Source organism: Paenibacillus amylolyticus (assembly GCF_050990605.1).
Classification (GTDB): domain Bacteria; phylum Bacillota; class Bacilli; order Paenibacillales; family Paenibacillaceae; genus Paenibacillus; species Paenibacillus amylolyticus_H.
The window spans coordinates 787,908-813,728 of record NZ_CP158832.1; the positions used below are offsets into that span (position 1 = coordinate 787,908).

The window sequence follows — 25,821 nt, forward strand, 5'->3', positions numbered from 1 at the left end:
CAATGAGGAAGGAACTGATGACCATTAACAGTTCAGTGATCATGTTCAAGAAAGTTTCATTCATGTTTTTATGCCTTACATTAGTTGTAGCCAATGGATTTATCGGGAGTCAATGGTTGGGAACTGCATCAGCAGCGGCCCCAACAACAGTAACGTTTTCTACAACGGATAGTAGTGTCTGGGCTGATGGAATTGCTGAAGATGGCGATGGTGGCTCAATAAATATCCCTGAAAAGGTTTTTCAATTTTACAATATTAGTGATGTTAGTGGAACAATGATGCCGGGAACTCTCATCTATGCAAATACAGAGGTAGATGGTTGGTTTCCCTTTCTGACTACTTATGAAACGGACATTAATTATGGTTGGAAAGGAATGGGGATTAGAACGAGTGATGCATCTGAGTTTCAAATTAACGGATTCTTCTATTCAAACTGGGGTGAAGGACCAATAAATATTAAAGTTGAAGGGTATCGGGATGGGGCTGTGGTTGCTACCCATTCATTTCAAAATGACGAAGTAATTGCAGATTATCACTCTAAACATGTTTTATTAAATGAAGACTTCGATAATGTGGATATGGTTCTTTTATATTCAACTGATAAAGGTAGTTGGCATGGTATTAATGACATTGTGCTTGATGATGCCATCGTTTCTGCTTCAGCCCCGACGATTAACACACAACCAGCGGGTGCCACAGTTGACGAGGGAGCCAACAGTCCAACGCTGAGCATAGGCGCTACGGTCAGTGATGGAGGAACGCTAAGCTACCAATGGTATAGCAACGCTACCAACAGCACTACGGGTGGTACGTTGATTAATGGGGCAACAAACTCAACGTATGCAGTGCAAACCACGAATGCAGGAACGACCTACTATTACGCGATCGTGACTAACACCAACAATGGTGTAAATGGAACGAAGACCGCAACGACGACGAGCAATGTGGCACAAGTCACCGTGAATGCGCTGGTTCATGCAGTAGCGCCAACGATTAACACGCAGCCAACGGGTGCCACAGTTGACGAGGGAGCAAATAGTCCAACGCTGAGTGTAAGCGCTACGGTCAGTGATGGAGGAACGTTAAGCTATCAATGGTATAGCAACGAAACTAACAGCACCACGGGAGGCACGCCAATCAATGCGGCAACAGGCTCAACATATGCAGTGCCAACCACAAGTGCGGAAACAATCTACTTTTATGCGGTCGTGACCAACACCAACAATGGCGTAAATGGGACGAAGACCGCAACGACAATGAGCAATGTGGCACAAGTAACGGTAAATGCGCTGGTTCATGCGATAGCGCCAACGATTAACACACAGCCAGTCGGTGCAACAGTTGACGAGGGGGCGAGTAGTCCAACGCTGAGCGTAGGTGCTACAGTCAGTGATGGAGGAACGTTAAGCTACCAGTGGTATAGCAACGCTACCAATAGCACCACGGGTGGCATGTTGATCAATGGGGCAACAAGCCCAACGTATGATGCGCCAATTACGAATGCAGGAACGGCCTACTATTACGCGATCGTGACTAACACCAACAATGGCGCAAATGGAACGAAGACCGCAACCGCTACGAGCAATGTGGCACAAGTAACGGTAAATGTGCTGGTTCATGCAACAGCGCCAACGATTAACACACAACCAGCGGGTGCTACAGTTGACGAGGGAGCCAACAGTCCAACGCTGAGCGTAGGCGCTACGGTCGGTGATGGAGGAACGCTAAGCTACCAATGGTATAGCAACGCTACTAACAGCACCACGGGTGGTACGTTGATTAACGGGGCAACAAGCTCAACGTATGCAGTGCAAACCACGAGTGCAGGAACGACCTACTATTACGTGATCGTGACTAACACGAACAATGGCGTAAATGGAACGAAGACCGCAACGACGACGAGCAATGTTGCTGTAGTTGCCATTCAACCAGCACTAACGTATATCATTGAGAATATTGCGGATCAAACCCCAGCAGCATTGATTCAGGGCTATGCCTTGGGTAGTCAAGAAACATTAACCAATACCGTGAAAAATATTGGTACTGGTACATTGACTAACTTGGAGGTAACATCTGGTGGGACGAATGGGTCGGATTTTGAAGTAACACAACCTACAGTGTCTACCCTTAACCCAGGGGCTGAAACCAGCTTCACTGTAGCGGTTAAGGATGGTTTGCCAGCAAGCACTTATACTGCGACGGTTCTTATATCTGCGGACAATATGCTGGACCAGACATTCCAAGTTGTTCAAGCGGTCAACTTGCCAAATGCGCCGGCCAATCCTCAGGATTTGGTAGTAACCTCTGGAGATCGTCAGGCTCAGCTGACTTGGAGTAACGTGCCGGGAGCAACATACTACGAAGTTTATTTATCAACAGTATCCGGTCAATTTAGCAGTAACGCCATCACCACCGTGACGGATGGGAATTATCGTGTGGAAAATCTGATTAATGGAACTACTTATTTCTTTATGGTGAAAGCAGGAGGATTGGGTGGCTTGAGTGCGGAGTCTAATGTGGCAAGTGCAACTCCATTAACGGTTCCAGAAGCACCATCATTCGTAATAGCAGTCGCTGGTAACGGACAGGCTACCCTTAGCTTTAATCCTCCAGCAGACAATGGAGGAAGTGCCGTAACGGCATATGAGGTGAATGTTCTACCAGATAATAGAGTCGTGACTGGAACACGTAGCCCAATAATCATCACGGGATTAACCAACGGAACGAGCTATACGTTTACAGTGAAAGCAAAGAACCAAGTAGGAGGTAGTGAGTCTTCATTACTATCCAATGCGATCATCCCGTTGGCACCAACAGGAAATGACGGCAATACCGGTGGCGGAGGAGGAATTACTGGGGGTAGTGGAGGCAATACGACTCCAAGCCAGCCACCTACATCAGGAACTCAAGTTCCGAACCCAGGAAATTCAGGTGTGGATGTAATGGTCAACGGGAAAGTCGAAAACATAGGATCAGCAACTTCAAGTGAGCGAAATAGTCAAAGTGTAACCACAGTAACGGTAGATTCCGTGAAACTGGATGAAAAGCTCTCCACAGAAGGAAATGGGGCTACGGTCACCATTCTGCTGAATACACAATCTGATGTTGTCATTGGGGAACTTAATGGTCAGATGATCAAGAATATGGAGGATAAAAAAGCAACTCTGAAAATTCAAACGCCTTCTGCAACCTACACACTACCTTCTCAGCAAATTAATATCCAAGCGCTGTCCAATCAACTGGGGCAGTCGATTAATCTCAAAGATATTCAGATCCAGATTGAGATTTCGACTCCTGGAGCAGAGATGTTGAGGGTAGTAACAGATGCGACTGAAAAAAACAGATTTACGCTTGTTGCCCCAACATATAATTTTGAAGTACGCGGCATTTATCTTAATCGTACGATTAACATTACCCATTACAATGCATATGTTGAACGAACGATTGCGATTCCCGAGGGAGTAGATCCCAACCGAATCACGACAGGTATAGTCATTGACACGGATGGATCAGTTCGTCACGTACCGACTCAAGTCGTTGTTAATGGTGCGAATTATTATGCGAAGGTAAACAGTCTATCCAACAGTACTTACTCCATTGTATGGAATCCGATTGAATTCCAGGATGTCCGAACTCACTGGGCTAAAGCCGAAGTGAATGATATGGGGTCTCGCATGGTGATGGAAGGGACAGGCGAGGGTATGTTCAACCCAGATCGAGATATTACCCGGGCAGAATTTGCAATGGTATTGGTTCGTGGCCTGGGATTGAAATTGGATTCATCCAACAACGCATTCTCGGATGTAGCTGCCGATGCATGGTACAGTCGCGCAATCAATACGGCCTATGAATATCAATTACTAGATGGCTTCAGAGATGGAACGTTCCGTCCTGACGACAAAATCACACGAGAGCAGGCCATGAATATTATAGCAAGAGCCATGGATATTACAGGGCTAAAAGAAAAGCTTCCCGTTCAATCCGGATCAACCGAGCTTCAAAAGTATATCGATATATCAGACTCGTCTGTATGGGCAAACAAGGGTATAGCTGAAAGCATACAAGCGGGTATTTTCTCAGGTAGAAGTGATAGTAAGCTCGCACCCAAGGCACATATTACAAGGGCTGAGGTGGCTACAATTGTTGAGCGACTTCTCCAAAAATCAGGATTAATCTAATTGTAAAAAATCATCGGGGGTTATCCTAATCATGTCAGGTGACGGCATGAGGAGGAGGCCTCCTTTTTTAGTTGAAATTCTGTTTGCTTGCGTTTCCTCACATTCCTTGTTGCATTTCTGCGGCACATCTCGTACAACTTGGTAAAGTAATTCTGCATTGCGTTAATGCGAGTGTGAAATGGGGAGAATCGTTTGGAATCAAAGCAACTAGCTAGAGGGCTAAAGCCCCGCCATGTAGAGCTGATTGCACTTGGAGGTACTATTGGCGTTGGTTTGGTCATGGGATCAGCGAGTACGATCAAATGGACAGGACCACCCGTGCTGCTGGCCTATTTACTGGCCGGTATCGTTATCTTTTTTGTCATGCGTATTATGGGGGAACTGTTGATCCAGGAGCCGATAACCGGTTCATTTGCTACATTTGCTCTGGAGTTATTGGTTCCAGGATATTCCGCAGTGGCTGCCGGCACTTGCCAGGGTGCTCATCATTGCGGCGGCGAATCTGGCGGCTGTGAAGTTCTATGGGGAATTTGAATTCTGGTTTGCGATGATTAAGGTGACGTCTATTGTAGCCATGATCGTGATCGGCACTGGGCTCATCTTTTTCAGCATGGTTCCATGGTTCGCGCTGGCGTTCAGCTAATCTCTGGAGATTCAATGCCTAGACAGTTGCCAACGAAAATGGGGCAGGTCCAGTTTAAAGTTGACCAATCTCGGTTACAAAGAAAAGAGTGCAACATCTATAAAACAACTTCTGATAATAAATTTAACATTTACATGATAACGAGGAGGAATTGAACATGGCTAATCAAGATCAGCACACCATGCAAGATCCAACGACACAATATCCGAAGGCTACAACGGAGTGGAAACAGCAACAGGATGAGCCGGGACTTCAGCGTGAGATGACTCCTGTTCCCGATGCGGGTGAGAAAAGTTATAAAGGCAGCGGACGTTTAACGGGACGCAAAGCGGTTGTGACCGGAGCCGATAGCGGAATTGGCCGGGCGGCTGCGATTGCGTTTGCTCGTGAAGGTGCAGATGTCGTTCTGGCCTATCTGCCGGAAGAGGAAGCAGATGCGCAGGAAGTTGTGAAGCTGATTGAGGAGGCTGGACGGAAAGCTATCACGATGCCAGGTGACCTGAAGGATGAGAAATATTGTGAAGAACTCATTGAATCTGCGGTAAAAGAGCTTGGCGGGATTGATATCCTTGCTAACGTCGCAGGTAAACAGCAGTTTGTCGAGCAGATCGCGGATCTGACCACCGAGCAATTCGATGCAACGTTCAAAACAAATGTCTATTCCATGTTCTGGCTCTGCAAAGCAGCTGTGAAACACATGAAGCCGGGCAGCTCCATTATCAATACATCATCGATTCAGGCGTACAAACCTTCACCTATCCTGCTGGATTATGCGACAACGAAGGCAGCGATTAACACGTTCAGCAAAGCGCTCGCCCAACAGGTGGGTAGCAAAGGGATTCGTGTCAATGTGGTTGCACCAGGACCGGTATGGACACCGTTGCAAGTCGTGGGTGGACAACCCGTCGAAAAATTGGCCGAGTTTGGTTCCAATACACCGCTTGGTCGGGCAGGACAACCTGCCGAAATGGCTCCAGCCTTTGTGTTCCTGGCGAGCCAGGAATCCAGCTATGTGAGCGGCGAAACATTGAATGCGAATGGCGGTACGGTTAGTCCGTAAAGTTTGGATATAAAAAGGCCTATGGGCTATAGGTCAGTAATCATAGGAAATTTAAGCAAAAGACTCCATTCCCGATGAAGGTGAATGGAGTTCTTTGTTGTTATGGATTTATTTCTTGGGCTCAGCGTTATCTCTAAAGTAGGTTGTATAGAAAGTTTTTAATTCTAATATCCTTTACTAGTTCAAGTCCTGTAGAACAATAGAACAGATGTAATTCCGTAGCGTGTGTTCCATGTTAAAATACAAGAGTTACTACATATTCATATATATAAGCCGATAATTTGAATAGACTGGAGTGGCTCAGATGACAGCAGAACAGATTGTCAGAACCTTTTTTGAAGAGGTTCGATCAGGTCGGAATCCGGATTATGCAAGCAGCGTGATGGCAGAACAGGTACTGGCCCATCAAGTGATATCCGAAGAAGAGGTCACGGTGACCCGAACGCCCTCCGATTATGCGGATCATGTGCGAGAGATGATCGAAGCTTACGGAGAGTTCTCACTTGAAATCCAGGAATTGCTGACGCAAGGGGATAAAGTCTATGTGCGCTGGAGACAAACGGGTACCCATGTTGGCGACGTGGACGGACATACACCAACGAATCTGCCAGTGATTGAAATTGCCAGTGCGGTATACCGAGTGGAAAACGAACGAATTGCAGAGTATTGGATACAGATCGACAGGTTGGGCATAGAGAAACAATTGGAACGGAATCGGAGCTGATTTTTTCAGCTCTTTTTTAGTTTTTCATTTTCTGTAAGCGTTCTCGTGTTATAATGGTCCAAGTTGTATACAAGTTACCTAAAACGTTTTCTGCCTTTTGATTTCATATTCTGAAAGCGAGGTTCAGTGATGATTAAAGCAACGGAAGATAATCAATATGTTGAACTGACCAGCCCGACAAGTTTACCAAAGGCATCCGGATTTCTTTGGAATGAAAAGATGATGATTCATGTGAATTGCCGGGGATATGCTGTGGCCCAATTCATGCAGCCCGAACCTGCCAAATATTCGTATGCGCCCAACCTGGAAGCAAAGACGTTTATGCAACCGGAGCAACCATACTATGCCCATCATCCGGGACGGTTTGTCTACATTAAAGATGAAGAAAGTGGGGAGATCTTCTCCGCGCCGTATGAACCGGTTCGCAAGCAGGCGGATAGCTATACGTTCGCTGTGGGTAAACATGATATTCACTGGAAAGTGATTCAGGACGACATCTGCGTCGAGATGTCCCTGCGTCTGCCGAAGGAAGATGTCATGGAGCTGTGGCGTGTAAAGGTAACCAATCTGTCTTCGAGAAAACGCAAGCTGAGTATCTACCCGTATTATACGGTCGGCTATATGTCATGGATGAACCAGTCCGGTTCATATGTGGAAGATGTGCAGGGCATTGTCTGCTCAGCGGTTACGCCGTATCAGAAATATCAGGATTATAGCAAAATCAAAAACTACAGCGACAAAACCTATCTGCTTGCAGATCACCAACCAACCGCCTGGGAAGTGAATCAGGAGAGCTTTGAAGGGGAAGGCGGACTTCATAATCCCTCCGCACTTCAGTCGGAGATCCTTGCTGGTGGAGATGCACGCTATGAGACTCCTGTGGCTGTATTGCAATACAGAGTAGAGCTGGAGGCTGGTGCTGAGCAGGCGTATCGATTCATCTTTGGTCCGGCTCATGATGAGGCAGAGATTGAGGGCATCCGTCAGCATTATTTTGTGAAGCAGAATGAGGAAGGACAGAATGGTTTCACGGCTGCCGAGCAGGAGTATGCTGATTATATTGCGGAAGGGCAAGGGAACATTCAGATCCAGACATCGGATGGCTGGCTGGATAATGTCGTGAATCATTGGCTGCCTCGTCAGATGTATTATCACGGGAAAACAAACCGTCTGTCGACCGATCCACAGACCCGGAATTATCTGCAGGATAACATGGGGATGAGTTACATTCAGCCGCAGGTTGCGCGGGCAGCGTTCCTGACCGCTTTGTCTCAACAGCATATTAGCGGAGCTATGCCAGACGGAATTATTTTGCACCCGGACGCCGAATTGAAATATATTAACCAGATTCCTCATACCGATCACTGTATCTGGCTTCCGGTCTGTATGAAGACTTATCTGGATGAAACGAATGACTATAGCATTCTGGAGGAACAGGTTCCTTTTACAGACAGTGAACAGAAGGTCTCCGTACTGGAACATATGAATCTCGCGATGCGCTGGTTGATCCATGAGCGGGATGAGCGTGGGTTGAACTATATCAATCAGGGTGACTGGTGTGATCCGATGAACATGGTGGGATACAAAGGCAAAGGCGTATCCGGCTGGCTGACCATTGCGACGGCATATGCTTTTCATGTGTGGGCAGATCTTGCTGAACAGGCAGGGCATGCGGAGGTTGCAGCGGAATTCCGTCAGGAATCCAATCAGACGAATGCGGTAGCGAATGAGTACCTGTGGGATGGAGACTGGTATGCCCGAGGCATCACGGATGATAACGTAGTGTTCGGTGTGAGCAAGGACGTGGAGGGGCGCATCTATATCAATCCTCAGAGCTGGGCACTCATGAGTGGTGCTGCGGATCAGGAGAAACAGGAGAAGTTAATTCGCGCGGTAGAAGAGCAATTGGAGACGCCATACGGTGTCGAAAAGCTCGCGCCCTCTTTCACAGCAATGCGGGAAGATGTAGGCCGTGTCACGCAGAAACATCCCGGAAGTGCAGAGAATGGAGCTGTGTATAACCACGCTGCGGCTTTTTACATCTATGCGTTGTATCTGGTGGGTGAGAAGGAGAAAGCGTATCGTCTGCTGCGTAAAATGATTCCTGGCCCTGATGGCGAGGATATTCTCCAACGGGGACAACTACCCGTATTTATCCCGAATTATTACCGCGGAGCTTATCGTCAATTCCCTCGTACAGCGGGGCGCTCCAGTCATCTGTTCAACACGGGCACAGTGCCTTGGGTGTATCGTTGCCTGATCGATGGGTTGTTTGGCCTGCAAGGTCACGCACAAGGGCTTCAGGTTCGTCCGCAACTTCCTGCCGATTGGAACGAGGCATCGGTTACGCGGTTGTTCCGCGGGGCTGAACTGAACGTAAACATGAAGAAGGATGCAACTATCCAGACGCTTGAAGTGTACGTTGACGGTGAACGGATCGAAGGTGACATCATCAAGAATATCCAAGCCGGCGTGAAATATGAGGTGCTGGTGAAGCTGCCTTTGTAGAAAATCGTACGGAGTAGCTGTTGTACGGTGTGAAGAGTTTTGTACAATACAGAAACCGCATTAAAAACTGCCTTTCCTTAAATCGGAGGAGGGCAGTTTTTGGTTTCAGCTTGATCAGGACTCACTCCATTCTTTGACTCTGTACCAATAGCTGTATATCTCCGAGTAACTTAGTTTGGCGTAGAGCTTTAATGCAGGTGCATTATTCGCAACAACTTGCAGATAACTGGACGTAGCACCATTCTCTTTGGCCCAATGCAGGAGGTGAAGGATCATCTGTTCAGCAAGTCCCTGATTCCGAAAGTTAGCGTCAGTAATGATGTCAAATAATCCGATATAGCCACGTTCGATTACACCAAATCCACAAGCGACGACTTGGCCGTCCATTAACAGCGAGATGAAACCTGCCTTTGTACGAATATTGTTCAACATAAGTTCCGTCGTTTCCCGTTGCAGATCATTCACCTTGTTCAGTCGACAAAAGTGATCAAGCCATGTTGTGGTCAACTGTTCGTCAATCTGTACAGCTTGGTGCACAGGCTCTTTGATATATTCCAGACTCCGAGTTTGGATACGGGTCAGATCAACCACGCTATACCCTTTGTCCTGCAAAAGCTGGTCAAGATGATCCGGCTGAATAAACGGAGTGATTTTAAATATGGTACTTAACTGATTGGAAGCATAGATACGCTCACATTCCTCAATTTTTTCATGCACATCCAGCGTCGAGTAGTGGATAGGTTGAACGGAGTTGGCACGTTTGGTATATCCTTTGGCAAAACGTAGTACCCAGCCGTCATATAGTAAGGTAGACAAGGGCTGCCAGTGGTTAAGAGATAGTTCTTCAATGGTTTTGTATTCTGGTTTCATTATATGCGTCATATCTAACCTCCGATTTTATAATTTAATAATAATACATAATAATGTATAAAAATACAACATGGACACATATATCGCCCAACAGCATGCATTATGGTCGGAGATGGTATACAATTTGATTTGATTGAATGAATAACTTCAGAAGCGGAGCGCATTATGTTAACTATAGAATTAAATAATCACAACATTAACTGTCATATTGAATACGGCAAACGCAAGAAAGTGTCCATCACGATGGACTTGCCTTATATGGTAACGATCAAAGCACCCAATGGTACCAGTGAAGATATGATCCGGCAACTTGTGGAGCAGCATGGGGATGTGATTTTGAAGAAATCCGCTCTGATGCAGCGGGCGCTCGATGGTCCTCAAGCCAAGGAATACGAAGATGAGGGCAAGGGGAAGTTTTTGCTTTTTGGCAAGGAGCACGCATTGCATGAATTAATTCCTGTAGAGGGTCTGACAGAAGAAGAGCTGCGAGCGAATCTGAAGAAGTTTTACTTTACCGAGTGTAAACGCATGATTGGAGAGCGCATCGGTCGTTATCAGCAGGAGTTGAAGGTGAAGCCGAAGTCAGTAGAGATCGTAGATTCTCCCACCAAGTGGGGCAGTTGCAGTTGGGACAAAAAGCTGACGTTCAATTATCGCCTGGCGATGGCGCCAATCGAAGTAATCGATTATGTCATCATTCATGAACTTTGCCATATTCACCACATGAATCATGATCGCTCTTTCTGGCGGCGGATCGGCAGCATTATGCCGGATTACAAAGTGAAAGAAGATTATCTGATGCGTAATGGTCGGGCCATGACGTTGTGATTTCAGGCTTAAGCTTGCACAAACGATACATCCCTAGTTGCAGTAAAATAGCTGTTCTGTTTGTCCATTTGAAGTACAATATAAACAAATATCCGTACCACGAATCCATTGATGTATCCGTGGTGGAAGGAGTCCCAGATGGCTGAGAGTAACCATTATTCTGTGCTGGTAGATGAATATATCTCGGAGTTTGCACCCGATGTACAGGTCAGATTACAGGCGTTAAGACAGATTATTCGCGAGTCGGCTCCGAATGCCGAAGAGAAGATCAGTTACAAGATGCCCACGTATGCGCAGCATGGGAATCTGGTTCATTTTGCCGCATATCAGCATCATATTGGCTTTTACCCTGCCGCCAGTGGCATTCTGGCATTCAAGGAGGAACTCTCCAAGTATAAAGGCGCCAAGGGATCTGTGCAGTTTCCGCTGGATCAGCCATTGCCGGAGGATCTGATCCGCCGAATTGTGGAGTATCGGGTGAAAGAAAATGTGGAAAAAGCTCGGGAGAAGAAGCAAAAGAAGTAGGTAATGATGGATAAAAACCTGTTAGTCTACTAAAGGGGAAGTGCAGATGAACAAAGCACTAATCGTGTTGGATGTGCAGTATGGTATTACATTATTGAAGGATTTCACAGTTCAGTTGGGCAAGATTGAAGCGGTTATCGCTGATTTTGAACAGCAACATGAGCCAATCATATACATGAAACATGTAGATTACGATCAGGAGGGTTCTTCACTGTTCTATAAAAATGTTGAGAACCTGGAAATTATAATGGGTACCGGTCAGTATCCCGTTATGGAGAAAAGCAAACCAAGTGCCTTCAGCAATCCGGAGCTAAGAACTTGGCTACAAGAGCATCAGGTAGAACATGTATTTATTGTTGGATTCAACATGGAATATTGTTGTCTGTTTACGGCAATTACTGCGGAACACGAAGGGTTTAAGGTAACCTTGATTGAGGACGCAACAGGTTCGGTGAACACAGCGGAGACGTATGAGATGCCGGGTCTGGACATTCAGGATTTTGTCGGTTCGATTCTGAATTGGTCGAATTGTATTGAAGTTTTATATGTGGATGAGTATAAAGAAATGTATCGTATCTAGCGTGGTTTACATGTGACGCCTGAGATTTGAGTATGGTATAATAAGAGCAGATTAGACGTAAAATGCAAAGAGAGCCGTGCTGGTAACACGACTCCTCCGAGCAATAGCCGCTTTTAAGGGCGGTGGGCTTCGGTAACATAAGGGCACGATGAAATAGACCGCATTCCTTTGCTACGGGGGCGGTCTATTTGCGTTTATCGGACAGAATGGCAACGATGAGCAAACCAAAGGTAAGCATCAACATAATTGCTTCAAATACTGTCACCAGGCATCCCTTGTCAACGCTACAGTGTGCATTTTAGTTTGGAGGAGAAATCGTATGATCAAGGTTCATTTATCTCGTATTATGGGTGAGAAAAGAATTAATATTGCTGATTTATCCCGACTAACCGGATTACATAGAAATGGGATTGCCAAATTATATAATGAAGAAACCGATGGTGTGAAGTTTGATACGCTGAATCGAATATGTGAGGCTTTGGATTGTGAGATTCAGGATATCATTGAGTTTATTAAGGAAGAGAAGTGATCTTCAAAATTAGCTTAAGGCCCTATACTTTAAAAAAATTGGACATATAGACCGGTTACCTTTTCGAAGGGACGGTCTTTTTCTGTTTGTATACAAATGCTGATCAGCACCGATTGCAAGCGTTACTCCCTTTCAGCGATTTTTCAGCCAGAGCCATTATAATACTCACGGAATCATGTAATCGAAAAGGAGTTTTGGCATGTCTAAGATGCTGCATAAGTCGTTTTATCTCATTTTGCTGGTGTTTGTTGCGGTGTTTATTGCTTCGTCCTTGGTGGTTCGGGCACAGTATAACTACGCCTTGTATGGGGACAATCCCATTTTGGGCATGCAGCAGTGGAGTATTTTTCTCCCGGTCATTCTTTTGCTTCTTGGTTCAGGTGTGGGGTTATACGCTCTGTGTCTGAAACTGAACAAATACAGCCCGAAGGTTGTTATTCCGATTGTGCTGTTATGTTCTCTGGTCATTCAGATCATTATCATTTTCGTATTTCCGAGAGTGCCGACCGATGATTCGCAGACCGTTCTTTCACTGGCCATGAACATGCTATATGACCAGGATTACTCCTCGTTTGAAACGGGTGGTTATTTGCACATGTTCCCGTTTAACTACTCGATCGTACTGTACCTGAAGACGTTGCTGTACCTGTTCCCGGACAACTATCTGGTCATCAAACTATTTAATATTTTGTTTTCAACTTTAACAACGTTCATGATTTATCTTATTTACTGTACTTGCTCAAAATCAGTTCCAATAAATAGAAAAAGAGACAAACTTGACTCTCTGCGTAAAATAGAAGTACCACCAAATACCCTACGCAGGAGAGAAAAGACATGTCTCATACGTATACTTTATCACAATCAAATCCTTGGAACAATCGGTTAGACGAGTGGAAACTTCCGCTCTATTTCTCCAAGCCTGCTCTTCACCACATCAAACACTTCGTGGATGGCATGCTTTCGACTGGTTTTACAGGTACGTTAACGGATATTCATCGCGAAAGCTTGCAAGAGCGAGATCGCCGAACCCTGAGCCATTTCTTAACTCATGGGAACTGGGACAGCTCGTACCTCAAACGCATCGTTCAACGTGTCGCTTTTCAGCAGATTAAAGCGTGTGCTCAGCGTGATCACAGTCCCATTTTCGTGATTCTGGATGATACCGTGTGTGAAAAAACCAAGCCTTCGTCACAGGCTACCCACACGATTCAAGGCGCTTCGTTTCAGCATTCTCATCTCAAGGGGCGGCATGTTTACGGGCATGCTGTGGTTCAAACGCTACTCCGCTCGGGTGAGCAGGTGTTTCCTTTTGCTTCAGAACGTTACGATCCGCAAGGGAAAAGTAAAATCGATCTGGCTTGTGATCTGATTCAGGCCGTTCCGATGTCTTCCTACCGAACCTACGTCCTGATGGATTCTTGGTATCCGTCGGCTTCCGTGCTTCAAACGAGTGCGGAGCGTGGATTTCACGTCATTAGTGGTTTAAAAACCAACCGTATCTTCTATCCGCAAGGCATCCGACAATCGCTCAAAAGCTTTGCTTCCTACATCTCGAAAACGGATACCGATCTGGTGACCATCGGCTCTTCCGATTACCGGGTATATCGCTATGAAGGCAAGCTCAATGTCGTAGAGAACGCCGCTTTGCTCCTCTGTTGGAAAGATGGAGAAGGCTTTGATCCCAAGCAAATGAAAGCCTTTTTAAGTACGGATGTTTCCCTAAGTAATGAAGAAATTCTGAGCTATTACAGCAAACGTTGGGCGATTGAAACGTATTTTCGGACAGCGAAGGTTAGGCTGGCTATGGATCGTTACCAGGTTCGATCGACTCAGGCGATTGACCGTTACTTGGCCCTGCTCCTGTTTGCCGCGCTATGCTGCAGTTATGGTAGCCATGGAAGCTTGATTGATGGGCTACATCGCTACCACATTCAGAAAAAGCATGACATGATTGAGTATATTTACAACCAAACCCAAAGCGGAGCTACATTAGACCAAATTAAAACGCGCCTCATAGTGGCATAAGGATACTGTCAGGCTTTTTAACTTACAAATATTTGAAGCGATTATTGGCAAGTACAGTTATTTATAAACAAGTGAATGACAGATCCACAGAACGTGATTACGGTGTGTTGATCTTTGCAGCAACGTACCTGCCGTCCTTGTTCCTGAACAACCTGATCTATAACGATGTGATTGCCACAGCATTTCTGACATCGTGTTTATACTTTATCATTCGTTTTGTGCGTGAAAAGTCATGGAAAACCATCGTCATTGCCGCTGTTTTTCTTGCGATGGGAAACTACTTTCGAAGCATCGGTGTGATCGTGCTGATCGCGGCCATCATCTCTATTCTGCTAAATATGCGGAGCCTCGGAACGAAGAGAGTTGTCCTTTCCATCGCTGTGCTGGGTATGCTGTTTAATGTACCAACCTGGACTCAGAATGCGGTTCTTCAATCCTCCGGTGCCGTGAGCGAACCTGTTGGAGAGAATGCCGCACCGGTCTATATGTGGCTGAATATGGGGATCAATCTGGAGCGTTTTGGTTTCTGGGACAATATGGAGAGTTATCAGATCTATCAGAGGCAGGCCAACTACAATAAGGCCGAGAGCACAACATTGTTCAAACAGGAGATTGCCAACAAGCTGTCTGAAGCAAGTAAGAGTGACTTGGTGAAAATGTATTACAAAAAGATCATATGGACCTGGACCGAAGGCACATACCAGATGGACCGGTACGGTATCGGCAATGAAAGTTCCATCGGTGCCGGAAGAGGAAGGGGAGGCGGAATCGCAGGCTCATATAGTTATACCAATGCAATAACAGAGCTGTTGCAAGGGGATTCGGGGTATCGTACGGGGTTACTCTGGATCGTATATGTGATGAATTTCCTGATGTACTGTTTTATCCTCATCCGGTTGGTCGGTGGAATTCGTCGTAAACGGTATGACGAAGTTTCATTGATCCTGGTCGTTCTCGGATTCATCGGATTTTATATTCTCTGGGAGATTAAGTCCAGATACATCTACCCCGTATATCCACTCTTGGTTGTGCTGTCCTACATGGGGTTCAAAGACACGTATGACTTCATATTCCATCGTAAAGGTACCCTGGAGCAATATTCTCTGAGAAATAGGTGATCATATGCGAAAAAATAAATATTTCACATCGGTTACAATACTCCTGTTGTTGGGTTGCTCGGTTATGCTTACGGCCTGTGATGTTATAACTGCCCAGAATATTATCAACACCAGTTCCATGCAAGGCATGAACGGTGGCGGCATGCCGAATGGTGGTGGTCTGGGCATGAACGGAGGAGCACCGAGAGGTGGAAGAGGCACCCCGGGCATGAATGACCGAACAGGCAGTCCGGATATGACGCAGAGGATGATGAATGCCGACATTACGGGCAGAGTCATTTCCGTAAAGGGAAACACAGTTACGCTGGCGTTACTTGAGGAGCAGGACAGCGCATCTCCAAGCATGGAATGGAAGGATACCGGAATGGAGATGCAATTGAATATAAGTGATGATGTCACTATCACGGAAGGCATGGGAACGCCGCGCTCGGGCAATTCCAGCCCAACTGCGAATTCGTCCATTCAAGTGTCTGATCTTCAAAAAGAAAACATCGTGATGGTGTGGTATAAGGACAACACCGAGACGGTGGAACGGATGATGGTTGTGCAGTAAAAGATGATGGGATTATCGTCATTTTGTAATTGCTTACATTGGGCTTATCGGCTATTATGGAAACAACTGGTTTTTCGAAGGGAGTGAGCGTCATGAAACGACGGTCTAAGATGGAATGCTCGATTACTACAATAAAGGGAAGCATGAACTGAATAATGCCGGCAGACCATCCGACGAAGGGAAAAACACATTTTGTTTCCCAGTCTGATCTGAGATCTGCCGATCTATAGGGATATAACTGCTCAGTTTCTGGCGTATGCGAGGTTTATTTGCTTGTGCAAATTTCTCATACACTCAGTTTTTTTTAAAGCCGCAGGCATAGCCTGCGGCTTTTTGCGCCCAAAAACAGGTATTCGATGGTTGTAAGCAATGCATATGAAACGATCCAAAAGGAGAACTGCCCATGTTAACATTAAAATATTTATTTCAAAATAACGACCTTGCCGAGATGATTCTGAAGAATTGGAGCTATGATCCCGAATCGCTGGACATGTTTCAGTATTATCGCATATCCTCCAATGCCGTGTACCCGTTCAGAGAGCAGGGGGAAGTTCGATTGCTTCGTTTTGCCCCGGTAGAGGAGAAAAATCAAATCAATCTTGGCGCTGAACTGGAGTTCCTCCGTTATCTTCGAACGAATCATTATGGAGCCATGGAGGTTGTACCTGCCCATTCAGGAACAGAACTTGTAGAGGCTCACACGCCATGGGGGACGTACTACGCTTCCGTGTTCAAGAGAGTGCCCGGTTCACCGTTAGGAAGCATTGATCTGAATGACTCCATCCTGTACAGCTATGGTCAGGCCTTGGGAGAGTTACATCAACTATCACAATCATTCATACCTGAGCAAAAGGAGAAGCAGCGCTGGACCTATACAGATGTTTTGGATTGGATGCTGGAGATCCTTAAGGGTTTTCCTGGTGAAAGGGCTGCTCTGAACGAGATAGCGCTTCTCCGAACATATTTTGCGACTTGGCCTATGACCCAGCAGAATTTCGGACTCATCCACTATGATTTTGAACTGGACAATGTGTTCTATGACGAGGGTAGCCAGTCTTGTTATGTCATTGATTTTGATGACTCGATGTATCACTGGTACGCGATGGATGTGGAGCAAAGTCTGGATAGTCTGCGTGAGGAAATTGAGCCTGAGCACTGGGAGCAGAAGAAGCAATGGTTCCTGAACGGTTACTGGTCCAAGGCGGGAGAACGTTATGATCTGGAGAGCATGTTCCCCGCATGTCGCCGGTTTGCCAACTTGTACGGCTATGTGCGTGTGCTTCGATCTGTTGCAGAGCAGTGGTCATATGAGCCGGAGTGGATGAGCGGACTAAGAGTGAGGTTAGCGAAGTTAATGACAGAAAAGGCAGAGCAATTCGGTCATCCGATTTAATTTCTAGTGTAGACCGACGCTTCTCAATTCAATATAAATATTTCATGTTCACACCAGAAATAATATGTTTCGAGAAAAAACAAACCAGCTTGGGAAATCGAATGTAGCATCCCAAGCTGGTTTTTAATATGTTACTCCGTATAATCACTTATCGCAGTACGCCCCGCTTCTACACTGATCCAGTAGGAATAGTCTTCGCGTACGTCCACGTAGAGGTTAAGTTCCTTCGCATCAAGGTTACTTACCGTTAGCTTAAAATTACCATAGACATCTGTTGTAACCTGCTGCGTTTGGATGTGCTCTGCAGCAGGCGAAGGACCATGGATTTTGATCGGCATCGTCTGGTTGGCATACGCCGGGAACGTACCTTGAAGGACCAGTGTGTGATCGGCAGAATATACTGCTTTCATGGTCTGATCGGGGAGTCCGCCGTTTTTCTCATTCTCGGTAGCTTCAGTAGCCTTCTTTGGTCTGCTCCATAATTCGAAGCCTTTTTCCTTCAGGATCTGCAGAAAAACAACAGCCTCAGCCCGGGTCAAGGATTCTTGTCCCGCATAACCTTGCACCGTAGCTGCCGTTTTGCCGGAAGAGTATCCCATGTTCAGCAAATACCGGATGGCATCTTCGTCCTGGGTATAATTTTTACCTCCAAGCCCTGCCACGATTACGGCTACTTCTGTTCGGTTCAAGGCATGATTGCGCAGCTTCGAATTCTGCTTGCTGGCATCCAGATTCAGATTCAACGCTGAAGCATAGGTATAATAACGATCACTCCAGAAGTTACCTTTGGCAGCTTGTCCCTCCGCAGCATCAATGCTCTGAATAACATGGGAATCCGCATACAGCTTGAACAACATGGAGAGGAATTCGGCTTCACTTACCTGATTATTGGGTTTGAATGTTCCATCCTCGTATCCACTGACCATCCCCTGTTGAACGGCCCATTGAATGGCATCTTTCGCCCAATGTGTGCGGATATCAGTTAATTGGGGGATTCCTGTTACCGTAACAGAGACAACCGCTTCTTTCCCTTCAAAACGAATCCGAATTTCGGCTTTACCAGCCTGAAGTCCAAGGATTTTTCCATCCTTGATGGCAATGCGATCTGACGTCGTGGTGAAGGAAACGTTAGACTGTGGAACATAGGATGTTCCGTTATCATTCACGGCAGTGATCGAAGGCAGATCAATCTGTTCTCCTGCTCGAACGCTCAGGTTCTGTTGTCCTGGCGTTATACGAGTAAGAGTTGCATCTTGTGCACCGTCCACATGGAAGAAACGCGTGGAGTATGAGATCTCCGCTGCTGTACCGTTTTTCTTTTGAAGACCTGTAATTCGGATGTTGAACGTATCGCCGTTCTTCAACAATTGCACATCGTCAGGACGGAAGATGATGGCGTAGCCATATCCATATCCACCTGTCTCTACATTGAAATAGGCCTGATTAAACCATTGTTTATCCGCAGGGTCCACGTTGTAATAACCGGTTGGAAAGCCACTATTCTGATTCTTGGCATTAAAGGTCCATGTACGTTGATCTGAAGTTCGAATCATCTCGACCTGTACCTCAGATAGCGATGGTTTAGCGAATACATCGGTATTCAGTTGAACAGACCAGGCCTGTGTACTGCCAAAGGCTTCGATTGGAAAAGCTCCCTGATTCGGGAACAGGCTGTAGTTGAACGAAGTTTCCCCAGTTCTGCTTTTATCAAATACCTGCATGGCACTATAGTACTGATCATATGTCTTGCCTGCTTGACTACGAGTGGCAAGTCCAAAACCGATTCGTTGCAGTTGTGGACTCAAAATCCAGCGCCTGTGACCCAGTCGATCAATATTGGAGGCATCTGAATCATTCATGTAGGCCTGAATGCTTTTTGTCAGGACGTTATCCTTGGCACTGCTGGTAAGGTACAGATTGGAGCTGCTGGCAGATTTTGAACCGGTGTCAAAGAAATCCTTTGGCATATCTCCTGGCTGCTCTGGATAATGGGACAGGTATCCACCCGTGGAGACCACAACAGCCCCATGCTGGGCTTGACGATTCAATGTCGGGTCAAGAACAAGATCGCCCTGTAGACCCGTGATAAAGCGGTAAAAGTTGGCTGCGTTCAGCCCTTGTTTCAGATAGGCGTCACTTACCACACCAGCAGAGTAGGGAGCACTTGTCGAAGGTGTCTCTGTATACAGGGGAGATGCATCATTGCCATTCATCCACTGATTCCACTTCTGGACAATCTCCTGCTGACTTCGCTCTGGCAGCAAACTGTCGATCTGTTCTGCATGTGCCGCTTGAGAACCCCATAACAGAAACAGCAGTCCTGCCAAGGGCAGAGTGAACAGTGAATGCATTTTATTTTTCCGGTAAACCATGTTTCCAACCCCTCTCATTTCTGAACGTACGAAGAACATATGCATGTTCAGCATTATGGTATATTCATCGACATTGCAGCTGATTTTGCTTAGAGGCAGACATGGGGAGCATAAGGCGAGCTTGTGAATGAGGGTCATTGAATAAGTAGAATGGGAGGTTCATTTGTGAAAAAAAAGAGCACAGGCTCCCCCTACTGATACGGGACAGCTTATGCTCTTTCTACATATGTATCTACTTTTTTAGTCAAGACTTAGGTCGAAATCAGGCTCACACATATAATCTAATGGGTACAGATCATCTCGTGCCGAGATTAATGCACGGAAATGAAGATCCCTGATACTGTGCTCAGTTGCGCTACCATCGGCGTGATTGGAGACAAGTTCAGCTACCACAAACACGTCTTCTGCGAGGTTACATCTAAACAGAACATTCTTCGGATGAATGACTTCCTCCAGGTAACTGTATGTCATCACATGAAAGGTTTGTCCGCGCCAGTTTGTCTTGATCACTTTATAGGACTGCGTTCGCACCAGATCCAAATAACGTTCCAGCTGGAACGTATGCTCGAATTGCGTAATATAACCTTTTTTATCTACATCAATCGTAAACTCCACATCATAGCTCACATGCATTTCATCTTTATAAGTTCCTTTCATGACCTTCATGGCATCAAAGTGTGATCCGAATTCCGGATCTTCCACATAGGGAATGGTAACGAGTTCAGGATCAACATGATCAGTGATCTTACTGTTCATGGAAGGTGTGCTGTAATACTTTGATGGCTTAAGATCAATTGATCCGATCATGCTTCCAGGAAAGCCGGGGCTACAAGTTATTCGCATAGTCATCTCCTTCGGTGTTGGTCAGTAGTTAGACGAACGAGTAAGAAGAAAGTTGCACCACAATAAGGCACTATTTCCAATCGTCCTGCTCTTTTGATACAGTATCTGTAGGATATCATGTTATTAAAAGCGGATGAATTAAAGCCGGAGGCGATACAACGGTTGTGGCTCCATATTATGACAGAGTGGTTTCCTTCCACTTCCTATCAGCATACAGGTATTCCAGAACTTGAAGTGTACAGAGGTCACGGCACACCTCCCCAAGTCTGGATACCTGTAAAATCTGTGTGAGCAAAATTGAATTAGGAGGCTAATGATGTTATCCAATAAAGTGATTGATCACTGCCAGGAGCAAGGCTGGTGGCATGAAGATGTTCCAGCATCATATGAAGAAGCATTACAGAAGCTTGGGATTGATCTTCAATCGGATTTTGCACAATTTTATCTACATGCAGAGGATGGACCGACTTTTTACAGCAGGCATCAGGAGTTGTATCAGATCTGCTGGTTTATGGAGAACACCGTATATATGGAAGACATGAATGTAGCACAGCTTACTCTGGGACTTCCCGAGGCGTATATTCCAATGGATAGTTTTGAAGGTGAAGGTGGATTTTTCTACAACCGTCAGACGGGAGAAGTGGTGCTGGTGGAACTGGGGGAGTCCATCGAACGCTTTCTCAATGGCGAGAGTAAACCGCAGTGGGCTGATTTCAATGCTTTTCTGGAGTGGTATTTTGTTCTGGAGGAGGAGACCGTGCAATGAAAGATCTAACACCGGAACATGCCGAACTGGAGCAACAAATTATAGAAACGGTAGAAGCCGGTAATGTACTGGATGAGACACAGCAGCATGACGAGGCGTTTTCGTACCTGCATCAGGCGTATGCGTTCGGCAAAGAGCATGCATTTCAGGGCAGACCGAGGGACGTGTTGAGTTATTATAAGGAAGAGCGTGCCAAGCGTACGTAGCGTGATTCCGACCATACCATGCAACGAAAAGGGTACCCCGGTTTGGCCAAAACATGACCACAGGAGTACCCTTTCGATTATTACGGAACGTTCGACTTCATCTAGTCCGAAATGTTGCGCGTATAGTATTCAATAATATCCTTACGACGGATAATACCGAGGAAGACACGATCGACATCCACCACGGGCACAAAATTTTGGTCTGCTGCAAGTGTCAGCATATCCTCCATTTCAGCCTCAATGAATACACATTCATTATATACCCGATTGTTAATCTCATGGACCTGAACCTGATCCATCGTATCAAAAGTCAATCCGGGTGTATTTCGCATTTTCCATAACAAATCGCCTTCGGACAGGGTAGCAACATATTTTCCATCCTGGTCAATCACGGGAATGGCGGTGTAGTGGTGCGATTCCAATTGCTCAATAGCATCTTTCATGGAAGCGGTAGACTTGATATAGGCCACTTCGGCTTTGGGGAGTAAAAAATAGCTGATTTCCATCATCGGGCTCCTTTTCAGCCTTTTGCATAGCAAAAAAGCTTTAGTATGTAATCTCACTATCCTTATTTAAACATATTATGTGAGCTTTCGGCTATTTTTAATGATAAATTCGTCAGATTTGTTTCATTGTTTAAATGGCGCTGGAAATCTATAGTGTATATTAGAGGTGATGTAACCATGAAATCCAAACGTAAATTAATGTACGGACTGCTGCCCATCTTGTTTGCAGGTGGAATCGGAATGTATCTATACATGCAGAATAACAAAGAAGCAGAGGCCAAGCCCCAAACTACCGTGAATCAGTACATAGAGCATCTGCAAAAAAAAGAGTTTGACCAGCTGTATACCTTGATGACGTCTGCTTCGCTGCAAGAGTCTGGCATGAACAAGGAACAATTTGTTGAGAAATACAATGCAATCTATTCGGGTATGGAAGTATCCACCATCAAAGCGGAGGTTAAACCTGTGGATGTTGCCGAAACGGCTTCCGATGACAATAAGACCGACACAGAGAAACCCAACCCGGATACGTATGAGGTGGATTACAACCTGCAGCTGACAACTTTTTTGGGAGAAGTCAGTGAGACGCATACATTAAAACTGGTCCGGCAGGAGCTTGAGGACGGGGGAAAAAACTGGCAAATTAACTGGCAGCCTTCGCTGATCCTGAATGACATGGTTAAGGGCAGTAAGGTACGAGTGAGGACACTGTTCCCGGAGCGTGGAGACATTGTGGATCGTGATGGTTTGCCGCTCGCTACCAAGGGCACGATGAATGAATGGGGCATTGTACCTGAGAAACTTGGTGATAACCCGGACCAGATGATAGCCCGAATCGCGAGCCATTATCAGGTTTCGGAAGATGCCATTCACAAAGCGCTTGCGCAGACATGGGTGAAGCCGGGGTATTTTGTTCCGATTGGTTCAACGGAGGAATTTGACGTGCCAGAATCTTTAAGCGGGGTTACGATGCAAAGTAAGGAGATCCGTTATTATCCACTCGGTGAGGCGGCTGCGCACCTGATTGGTTACGTGCGCAAAGCCACCAAGGAAGATTTGGATAAAGATACGGAAGGGTATTATCGCGCAGAGGATTGGATTGGTAAAGCGGGTTTGGAGCAGTCCATGGAGAAACAGCTGCGCGGTGAGCGTGGTGGTTTGATTGAAATCACGGATGAATCCGGTAACTCCCGTTCTGAGCTTATTCGCAAGGATGCTGTAGATGGACAGAATATTCAACTGACGATTAGCTCCAAGCAGCAAAAGAAATTATATCAGACATTATCGAGCGGTGGAGACGCCGGTGCGATGGTCCTGATGAATCCAACGGACGGCAACCTGCTGGCGTTGGTCAGTTCGCCCTCTTATAACCCGAACAAGATGGTTACAGGACTTACACAGGCAGAGTGGGATGCGTATTCGGCGAATGAGAAGCTTCCTTTTATCAACAGAGTCACGACCCGATATGCACCAGGATCAACTTTCAAAGCGATTACAGCCGCAGCGGGACTGATGGAGAAGGTGACGACAGCGGACAAAACCCATGATATCTCTGGCTTGCAATGGCGTAAAGACGATAGCTGGGGCGGTTATTATGTCAAACGTGTGAAGAGTTTATCTCCGGTTAACATGGTCGACGCACTGGTGTACTCGGACAATATTTACTTTGCCATGGAAGCAATCGAGATGGGTAGCGCCAAGTTTATTGAAGGGATCCAGAAGTTTGGTTTTGGTGATAACTTTGGACTGGATGAACTGTATCTGAAGCCAAGCCAATATGCCAATGAAGCACATCTGGATTTATCTTCCGAGGTGTTACTCGCGGATACGTCCTACGGGCAAGGGGAGATGTTAATGTCCCCGATTCATCTGGCAGCGTCATTTACACCTTTTATTAATGAAGGGAAGCTGGTGAAACCTGTTCTGATCGAGGGAAAAGAAAGCACTGACCCTGAGGTAATTATTACTCCGGAAGCCGCAAATACGGTTAAGAATGCTTTGGGAGAAGTGGTTTCCCGGCAGGGAGGCACCGCCCATACCTTGAATTCAATTCCTGGAGGACTCGCGGGCAAGACGGGAACAGCGGAACTGAAAGCGAAAAAGGGAGAGAAGGGGCAGGAGAACGGATTTTTCGTAGTGTTTGATACCGACTCTCCGACCTATCTGTTAACCGCTGTAATTGAAGAAGTGAACGGCAGGGGCGGAAGCCATTATGTTGTGGATAAATTAAAGCCCTTTTTGGAAAAGCTCGAGATTCCGCAGTAACTCCGATTTAATGTCTAGCTTCACAAGCGTATAAATAGCCCGGTCACTATGTTATGGTTCTCACATGTGACCGGGACTTTTTTTGTTCTATTTTATTCAATTGACAGCGTATTCGCGAGGTGTTATTTTGAGGTGGAATCTATTCTATGAGTTCGAGGTGATCCATGGTGGCTATTCGTGCAAAGCAGATTTTTGTCAATTTACCTGTTCAAGATTTGAAGAAATCCGTTGAATTTTTTACCAAAGTGGGATTTGAGTTTGACGCCAATTTTACGGACGAGTCTGCTACTTGTATGATCATCGGGGAAAATATTTACGCCATGCTTCTGGTAAAGGAACGTTTCCAATCCTTCATTTCGAAAAAAATCTCCAATGCTGCCGATACAACCGAAGTTATCGTTGCCCTGTCTGTAGATAGCCGTGAGCAGGTCGATGTGATTGTACAAGCTGCCCTTGATGCAGGAGCGAAGCCATCCAACGAACCACAGGATCACGGATTCATGTACGGATGGAGTTTTCAGGATCTGGATGATCATCTGTGGGAAGTCTCCTATATGGATCTAAGTGCTTTTCCTTCGGAGTGACAAAATGAAAATAACCAGAGCCTTCCTATAGTTTATAGGAAGGTTTTTTTTGCATCCATTTATTATCGGAAGTATGCATTCACACATCCCCATGCACATGGACATGAATAGGATAACCCGAGCTTGTTAAAAAACGATCACAGGGAGATGACCATGACCCGTTCAAATGTGAAAAGTTATCGCTATCGGATAGGTAAAAAGCAATATATCGTAATCCAGATTCACCAGACGGCGAAGGGCTATGCCGAGTCAGGGAACGTACTTGCAAGTAATGCAGTTAACGTGCAGATTATGAAACAGAAAGGTCGCCGTTCTTCTCGCAAACGTTAGTCTGGCAGCAGAAAAGAGAAGTGGGGAGGGGAATGAATGATGAGTACACGCAAAAAGAAAGCAAAACAGGTTAACCGGGTGGACGTGGACAAAAGCCGTTTGAAATTCAAGGCGCGACAGTCAGCCAAAGCTTCGGTTGGACAGGGCGGTAATGCATTTGCGATCAATGCCAACGAACTGGGCAACATCCGGGTGCGTGCAGGACAGCAGGGCTGAACAGGAGGAGATACCGCGTGTCGGTATCTCCTTTTTCGTTTATGGAAAACACGCACCAAATTTATCCGGTTAACATATGGTGCAATTTACCTTTTTGCTATATGATAAGTGTCGATTCATGTTGACGTTTTGTATCGAAAGATGCCATAAGCTCATGTACTAGAAAGTTAGAAGTTAAGTATACATACGTTTCTTTTTG

General features: G+C 45.9%; 24 protein-coding genes and 1 pseudogene. 20 read left to right on the plus strand and 5 right to left on the minus strand.

Annotation, left to right across the window (positions count from 1 at the left end; translation table 11 throughout):
- Positions 1-17 precede the first annotated feature (17 nt).
- The 5 genes and pseudogenes from ABTV53_RS03625 to ABTV53_RS03645 all read left to right on the plus strand — a co-directional run bounded on the left by ABTV53_RS03625 (position 18) and on the right by ABTV53_RS03645 (position 9,113).
- Positions 18-4,178, plus strand: coding sequence for an S-layer homology domain-containing protein (locus ABTV53_RS03625; protein ID WP_433750727.1), 4,161 nt, complete (start codon positions 18-20; stop codon positions 4,176-4,178).
- Positions 4,179-4,370: 192 nt separating this feature from the next.
- A pseudogene (locus ABTV53_RS03630) lies at positions 4,371-4,791 on the plus strand (amino acid permease); the annotation flags it as partial.
- A 187-nt stretch (positions 4,792-4,978) separates the two neighbouring features.
- Positions 4,979-5,881: an SDR family oxidoreductase gene (locus tag ABTV53_RS03635; RefSeq protein ID WP_433750729.1), complete on the plus strand. Its 903-nt coding sequence runs from the start codon at positions 4,979-4,981 to the stop codon at positions 5,879-5,881.
- Positions 5,882-6,185: 304 nt separating this feature from the next.
- Positions 6,186-6,605, plus strand: a complete 420-nt coding sequence (locus tag ABTV53_RS03640) for an ester cyclase (RefSeq protein WP_433750732.1) — start codon at positions 6,186-6,188, stop codon at positions 6,603-6,605.
- 129 nt (positions 6,606-6,734) lie between these two features.
- Positions 6,735-9,113 carry a GH36-type glycosyl hydrolase domain-containing protein gene (locus ABTV53_RS03645; RefSeq protein ID WP_433750735.1) on the plus strand — a complete coding sequence of 793 codons (2,379 nt, stop codon included), beginning with the start codon at positions 6,735-6,737 and terminating at the stop codon, positions 9,111-9,113.
- A 114-nt stretch (positions 9,114-9,227) separates the two neighbouring features.
- Here the strand turns inward: ABTV53_RS03645 and ABTV53_RS03650 are convergent, their stop codons facing one another.
- On the minus strand, positions 9,228-9,995 hold the full coding sequence (locus ABTV53_RS03650) for a GNAT family N-acetyltransferase (RefSeq protein WP_433750737.1): 768 nt from the start codon (positions 9,993-9,995) through the stop codon (positions 9,228-9,230).
- A 153-nt stretch (positions 9,996-10,148) separates the two neighbouring features.
- Between ABTV53_RS03650 and ABTV53_RS03655 the strand changes: the two genes are divergently transcribed.
- The 3 genes from ABTV53_RS03655 (at position 10,149) to ABTV53_RS03665 (ending at position 11,916) form a co-directional block, all read left to right on the plus strand.
- Complete coding sequence (locus tag ABTV53_RS03655) at positions 10,149-10,811, plus strand: M48 family metallopeptidase (RefSeq protein WP_433750740.1); 663 nt, start codon at positions 10,149-10,151, stop codon at positions 10,809-10,811.
- Positions 10,812-10,949: 138 nt separating this feature from the next.
- On the plus strand, positions 10,950-11,336 hold the full coding sequence (locus tag ABTV53_RS03660) for an iron chaperone (protein WP_433750742.1): 387 nt from the start codon (positions 10,950-10,952) through the stop codon (positions 11,334-11,336).
- 46 nt (positions 11,337-11,382) lie between these two features.
- Positions 11,383-11,916, plus strand: coding sequence for an isochorismatase family protein (locus tag ABTV53_RS03665; protein WP_433750745.1), 534 nt, complete (start codon positions 11,383-11,385; stop codon positions 11,914-11,916).
- Between the two features lie 184 nt (positions 11,917-12,100).
- Here ABTV53_RS03665 and ABTV53_RS03670 read toward each other — a convergent pair whose 3' ends face one another.
- Positions 12,101-12,181 (minus strand): putative holin-like toxin, encoded by an 81-nt coding sequence (locus ABTV53_RS03670; protein ID WP_363928414.1) that lies wholly within the window; start codon positions 12,179-12,181, stop codon positions 12,101-12,103.
- Positions 12,182-12,235: 54 nt separating this feature from the next.
- Between ABTV53_RS03670 and ABTV53_RS03675 the strand changes: the two genes are divergently transcribed.
- The 6 genes from ABTV53_RS03675 to ABTV53_RS03700 all read left to right on the plus strand — a co-directional run bounded on the left by ABTV53_RS03675 (position 12,236) and on the right by ABTV53_RS03700 (position 17,534).
- The gene (locus ABTV53_RS03675; RefSeq protein WP_192136072.1) at positions 12,236-12,445 is read left to right on the plus strand and encodes a helix-turn-helix domain-containing protein; all 210 of its coding nucleotides are present in this window, start codon (positions 12,236-12,238) and stop codon (positions 12,443-12,445) included.
- A 199-nt stretch (positions 12,446-12,644) separates the two neighbouring features.
- Positions 12,645-13,331: a hypothetical protein gene (locus ABTV53_RS03680; protein ID WP_433750749.1), complete on the plus strand. Its 687-nt coding sequence runs from the start codon at positions 12,645-12,647 to the stop codon at positions 13,329-13,331.
- Positions 13,280-14,470 (plus strand): IS701 family transposase, encoded by a 1,191-nt coding sequence (locus tag ABTV53_RS03685; RefSeq protein WP_433749661.1) that lies wholly within the window; start codon positions 13,280-13,282, stop codon positions 14,468-14,470. Before ABTV53_RS03680 ends, ABTV53_RS03685 begins: the two co-directional genes overlap by 52 nt.
- Before the next feature lie 44 nt (positions 14,471-14,514).
- A complete protein-coding gene (locus ABTV53_RS03690; protein ID WP_433750751.1) occupies positions 14,515-15,588 on the plus strand; it encodes a glycosyltransferase family 39 protein in 1,074 nt (357 codons plus the stop codon).
- Positions 15,589-15,592: 4 nt separating this feature from the next.
- Complete coding sequence (locus ABTV53_RS03695; protein ID WP_433750754.1) at positions 15,593-16,141, plus strand: hypothetical protein; 549 nt, start codon at positions 15,593-15,595, stop codon at positions 16,139-16,141.
- Between the two features lie 403 nt (positions 16,142-16,544).
- Positions 16,545-17,534 (plus strand): phosphotransferase enzyme family protein, encoded by a 990-nt coding sequence (locus ABTV53_RS03700; RefSeq protein ID WP_433750757.1) that lies wholly within the window; start codon positions 16,545-16,547, stop codon positions 17,532-17,534.
- 131 nt (positions 17,535-17,665) lie between these two features.
- Here ABTV53_RS03700 and ABTV53_RS03705 read toward each other — a convergent pair whose 3' ends face one another.
- Together ABTV53_RS03705 and ABTV53_RS03710 are read right to left on the minus strand one after the other, a co-directional pair.
- The gene (locus ABTV53_RS03705) at positions 17,666-19,906 is read right to left on the minus strand and encodes an S-layer homology domain-containing protein (protein WP_433750759.1); all 2,241 of its coding nucleotides are present in this window, start codon (positions 19,904-19,906) and stop codon (positions 17,666-17,668) included.
- A 240-nt stretch (positions 19,907-20,146) separates the two neighbouring features.
- A complete protein-coding gene (locus ABTV53_RS03710; protein ID WP_433750762.1) occupies positions 20,147-20,749 on the minus strand; it encodes a hypothetical protein in 603 nt (200 codons plus the stop codon).
- 313 nt (positions 20,750-21,062) lie between these two features.
- On the opposite strand from ABTV53_RS03710, the gene ABTV53_RS03715 reads away from it, so the two are divergent.
- Both ABTV53_RS03715 and ABTV53_RS03720 read left to right on the plus strand, forming a co-directional pair.
- Positions 21,063-21,515, plus strand: a complete 453-nt coding sequence (locus tag ABTV53_RS03715; protein ID WP_433750765.1) for an SMI1/KNR4 family protein — start codon at positions 21,063-21,065, stop codon at positions 21,513-21,515.
- Positions 21,512-21,721 carry a hypothetical protein gene (locus tag ABTV53_RS03720; RefSeq protein ID WP_433750768.1) on the plus strand — a complete coding sequence of 70 codons (210 nt, stop codon included), beginning with the start codon at positions 21,512-21,514 and terminating at the stop codon, positions 21,719-21,721. Before ABTV53_RS03715 ends, ABTV53_RS03720 begins: the two co-directional genes overlap by 4 nt.
- Positions 21,722-21,822: 101 nt before the next feature.
- On the opposite strand, the gene ABTV53_RS03725 is transcribed toward ABTV53_RS03720, so the two are convergent.
- Positions 21,823-22,227, minus strand: coding sequence for a CBS domain-containing protein (locus tag ABTV53_RS03725; protein WP_074093601.1), 405 nt, complete (start codon positions 22,225-22,227; stop codon positions 21,823-21,825).
- A gap of 177 nt (positions 22,228-22,404) precedes the next feature.
- Between ABTV53_RS03725 and ABTV53_RS03730 the strand changes: the two genes are divergently transcribed.
- The 4 genes from ABTV53_RS03730 (at position 22,405) to ABTV53_RS03745 (ending at position 25,622) form a co-directional block, all read left to right on the plus strand.
- Complete coding sequence (locus ABTV53_RS03730) at positions 22,405-24,492, plus strand: penicillin-binding transpeptidase domain-containing protein (RefSeq protein WP_433750771.1); 2,088 nt, start codon at positions 22,405-22,407, stop codon at positions 24,490-24,492.
- Between the two features lie 167 nt (positions 24,493-24,659).
- On the plus strand, positions 24,660-25,076 hold the full coding sequence (locus ABTV53_RS03735; protein WP_433754036.1) for a VOC family protein: 417 nt from the start codon (positions 24,660-24,662) through the stop codon (positions 25,074-25,076).
- A 153-nt stretch (positions 25,077-25,229) separates the two neighbouring features.
- Positions 25,230-25,406, plus strand: coding sequence for a hypothetical protein (locus ABTV53_RS03740; RefSeq protein ID WP_433750773.1), 177 nt, complete (start codon positions 25,230-25,232; stop codon positions 25,404-25,406).
- A gap of 36 nt (positions 25,407-25,442) precedes the next feature.
- Positions 25,443-25,622 carry a hypothetical protein gene (locus ABTV53_RS03745; protein ID WP_433750776.1) on the plus strand — a complete coding sequence of 60 codons (180 nt, stop codon included), beginning with the start codon at positions 25,443-25,445 and terminating at the stop codon, positions 25,620-25,622.
- Positions 25,623-25,821: the final 199 nt, after the last annotated feature.

What these genes read in the sequence shown, in the direction of transcription:
- ABTV53_RS03625 (WP_433750727.1), top strand. Translation starts at nt 18, where the DNA reads ATGACCATTAACAGTTCAGTGATCATGTTCAAGAAAGTTTCATTCATG.
- ABTV53_RS03635 (WP_433750729.1), top strand. Translation starts at nt 4,979, where the DNA reads ATGGCTAATCAAGATCAGCACACCATGCAAGATCCAACGACACAATAT.
- ABTV53_RS03640 (WP_433750732.1), top strand. Translation starts at nt 6,186, where the DNA reads ATGACAGCAGAACAGATTGTCAGAACCTTTTTTGAAGAGGTTCGATCA.
- ABTV53_RS03645 (WP_433750735.1), top strand. Translation starts at nt 6,735, where the DNA reads ATGATTAAAGCAACGGAAGATAATCAATATGTTGAACTGACCAGCCCG.
- ABTV53_RS03650 (WP_433750737.1), bottom strand. Translation starts at nt 9,995, where the DNA reads ATGACGCATATAATGAAACCAGAATACAAAACCATTGAAGAACTATCT.
- ABTV53_RS03655 (WP_433750740.1), top strand. Translation starts at nt 10,149, where the DNA reads ATGTTAACTATAGAATTAAATAATCACAACATTAACTGTCATATTGAA.
- ABTV53_RS03660 (WP_433750742.1), top strand. Translation starts at nt 10,950, where the DNA reads ATGGCTGAGAGTAACCATTATTCTGTGCTGGTAGATGAATATATCTCG.
- ABTV53_RS03665 (WP_433750745.1), top strand. Translation starts at nt 11,383, where the DNA reads ATGAACAAAGCACTAATCGTGTTGGATGTGCAGTATGGTATTACATTA.
- ABTV53_RS03675 (WP_192136072.1), top strand. Translation starts at nt 12,236, where the DNA reads ATGATCAAGGTTCATTTATCTCGTATTATGGGTGAGAAAAGAATTAAT.
- ABTV53_RS03680 (WP_433750749.1), top strand. Translation starts at nt 12,645, where the DNA reads ATGTCTAAGATGCTGCATAAGTCGTTTTATCTCATTTTGCTGGTGTTT.
- ABTV53_RS03685 (WP_433749661.1), top strand. Translation starts at nt 13,280, where the DNA reads ATGTCTCATACGTATACTTTATCACAATCAAATCCTTGGAACAATCGG.
- ABTV53_RS03695 (WP_433750754.1), top strand. Translation starts at nt 15,593, where the DNA reads ATGCGAAAAAATAAATATTTCACATCGGTTACAATACTCCTGTTGTTG.
- ABTV53_RS03700 (WP_433750757.1), top strand. Translation starts at nt 16,545, where the DNA reads ATGTTAACATTAAAATATTTATTTCAAAATAACGACCTTGCCGAGATG.
- ABTV53_RS03705 (WP_433750759.1), bottom strand. Translation starts at nt 19,906, where the DNA reads ATGGTTTACCGGAAAAATAAAATGCATTCACTGTTCACTCTGCCCTTG.
- ABTV53_RS03710 (WP_433750762.1), bottom strand. Translation starts at nt 20,749, where the DNA reads ATGCGAATAACTTGTAGCCCCGGCTTTCCTGGAAGCATGATCGGATCA.
- ABTV53_RS03715 (WP_433750765.1), top strand. Translation starts at nt 21,063, where the DNA reads ATGATGTTATCCAATAAAGTGATTGATCACTGCCAGGAGCAAGGCTGG.
- ABTV53_RS03720 (WP_433750768.1), top strand. Translation starts at nt 21,512, where the DNA reads ATGAAAGATCTAACACCGGAACATGCCGAACTGGAGCAACAAATTATA.
- ABTV53_RS03725 (WP_074093601.1), bottom strand. Translation starts at nt 22,227, where the DNA reads ATGGAAATCAGCTATTTTTTACTCCCCAAAGCCGAAGTGGCCTATATC.
- ABTV53_RS03730 (WP_433750771.1), top strand. Translation starts at nt 22,405, where the DNA reads ATGAAATCCAAACGTAAATTAATGTACGGACTGCTGCCCATCTTGTTT.
- ABTV53_RS03740 (WP_433750773.1), top strand. Translation starts at nt 25,230, where the DNA reads ATGACCCGTTCAAATGTGAAAAGTTATCGCTATCGGATAGGTAAAAAG.
- ABTV53_RS03745 (WP_433750776.1), top strand. Translation starts at nt 25,443, where the DNA reads ATGATGAGTACACGCAAAAAGAAAGCAAAACAGGTTAACCGGGTGGAC.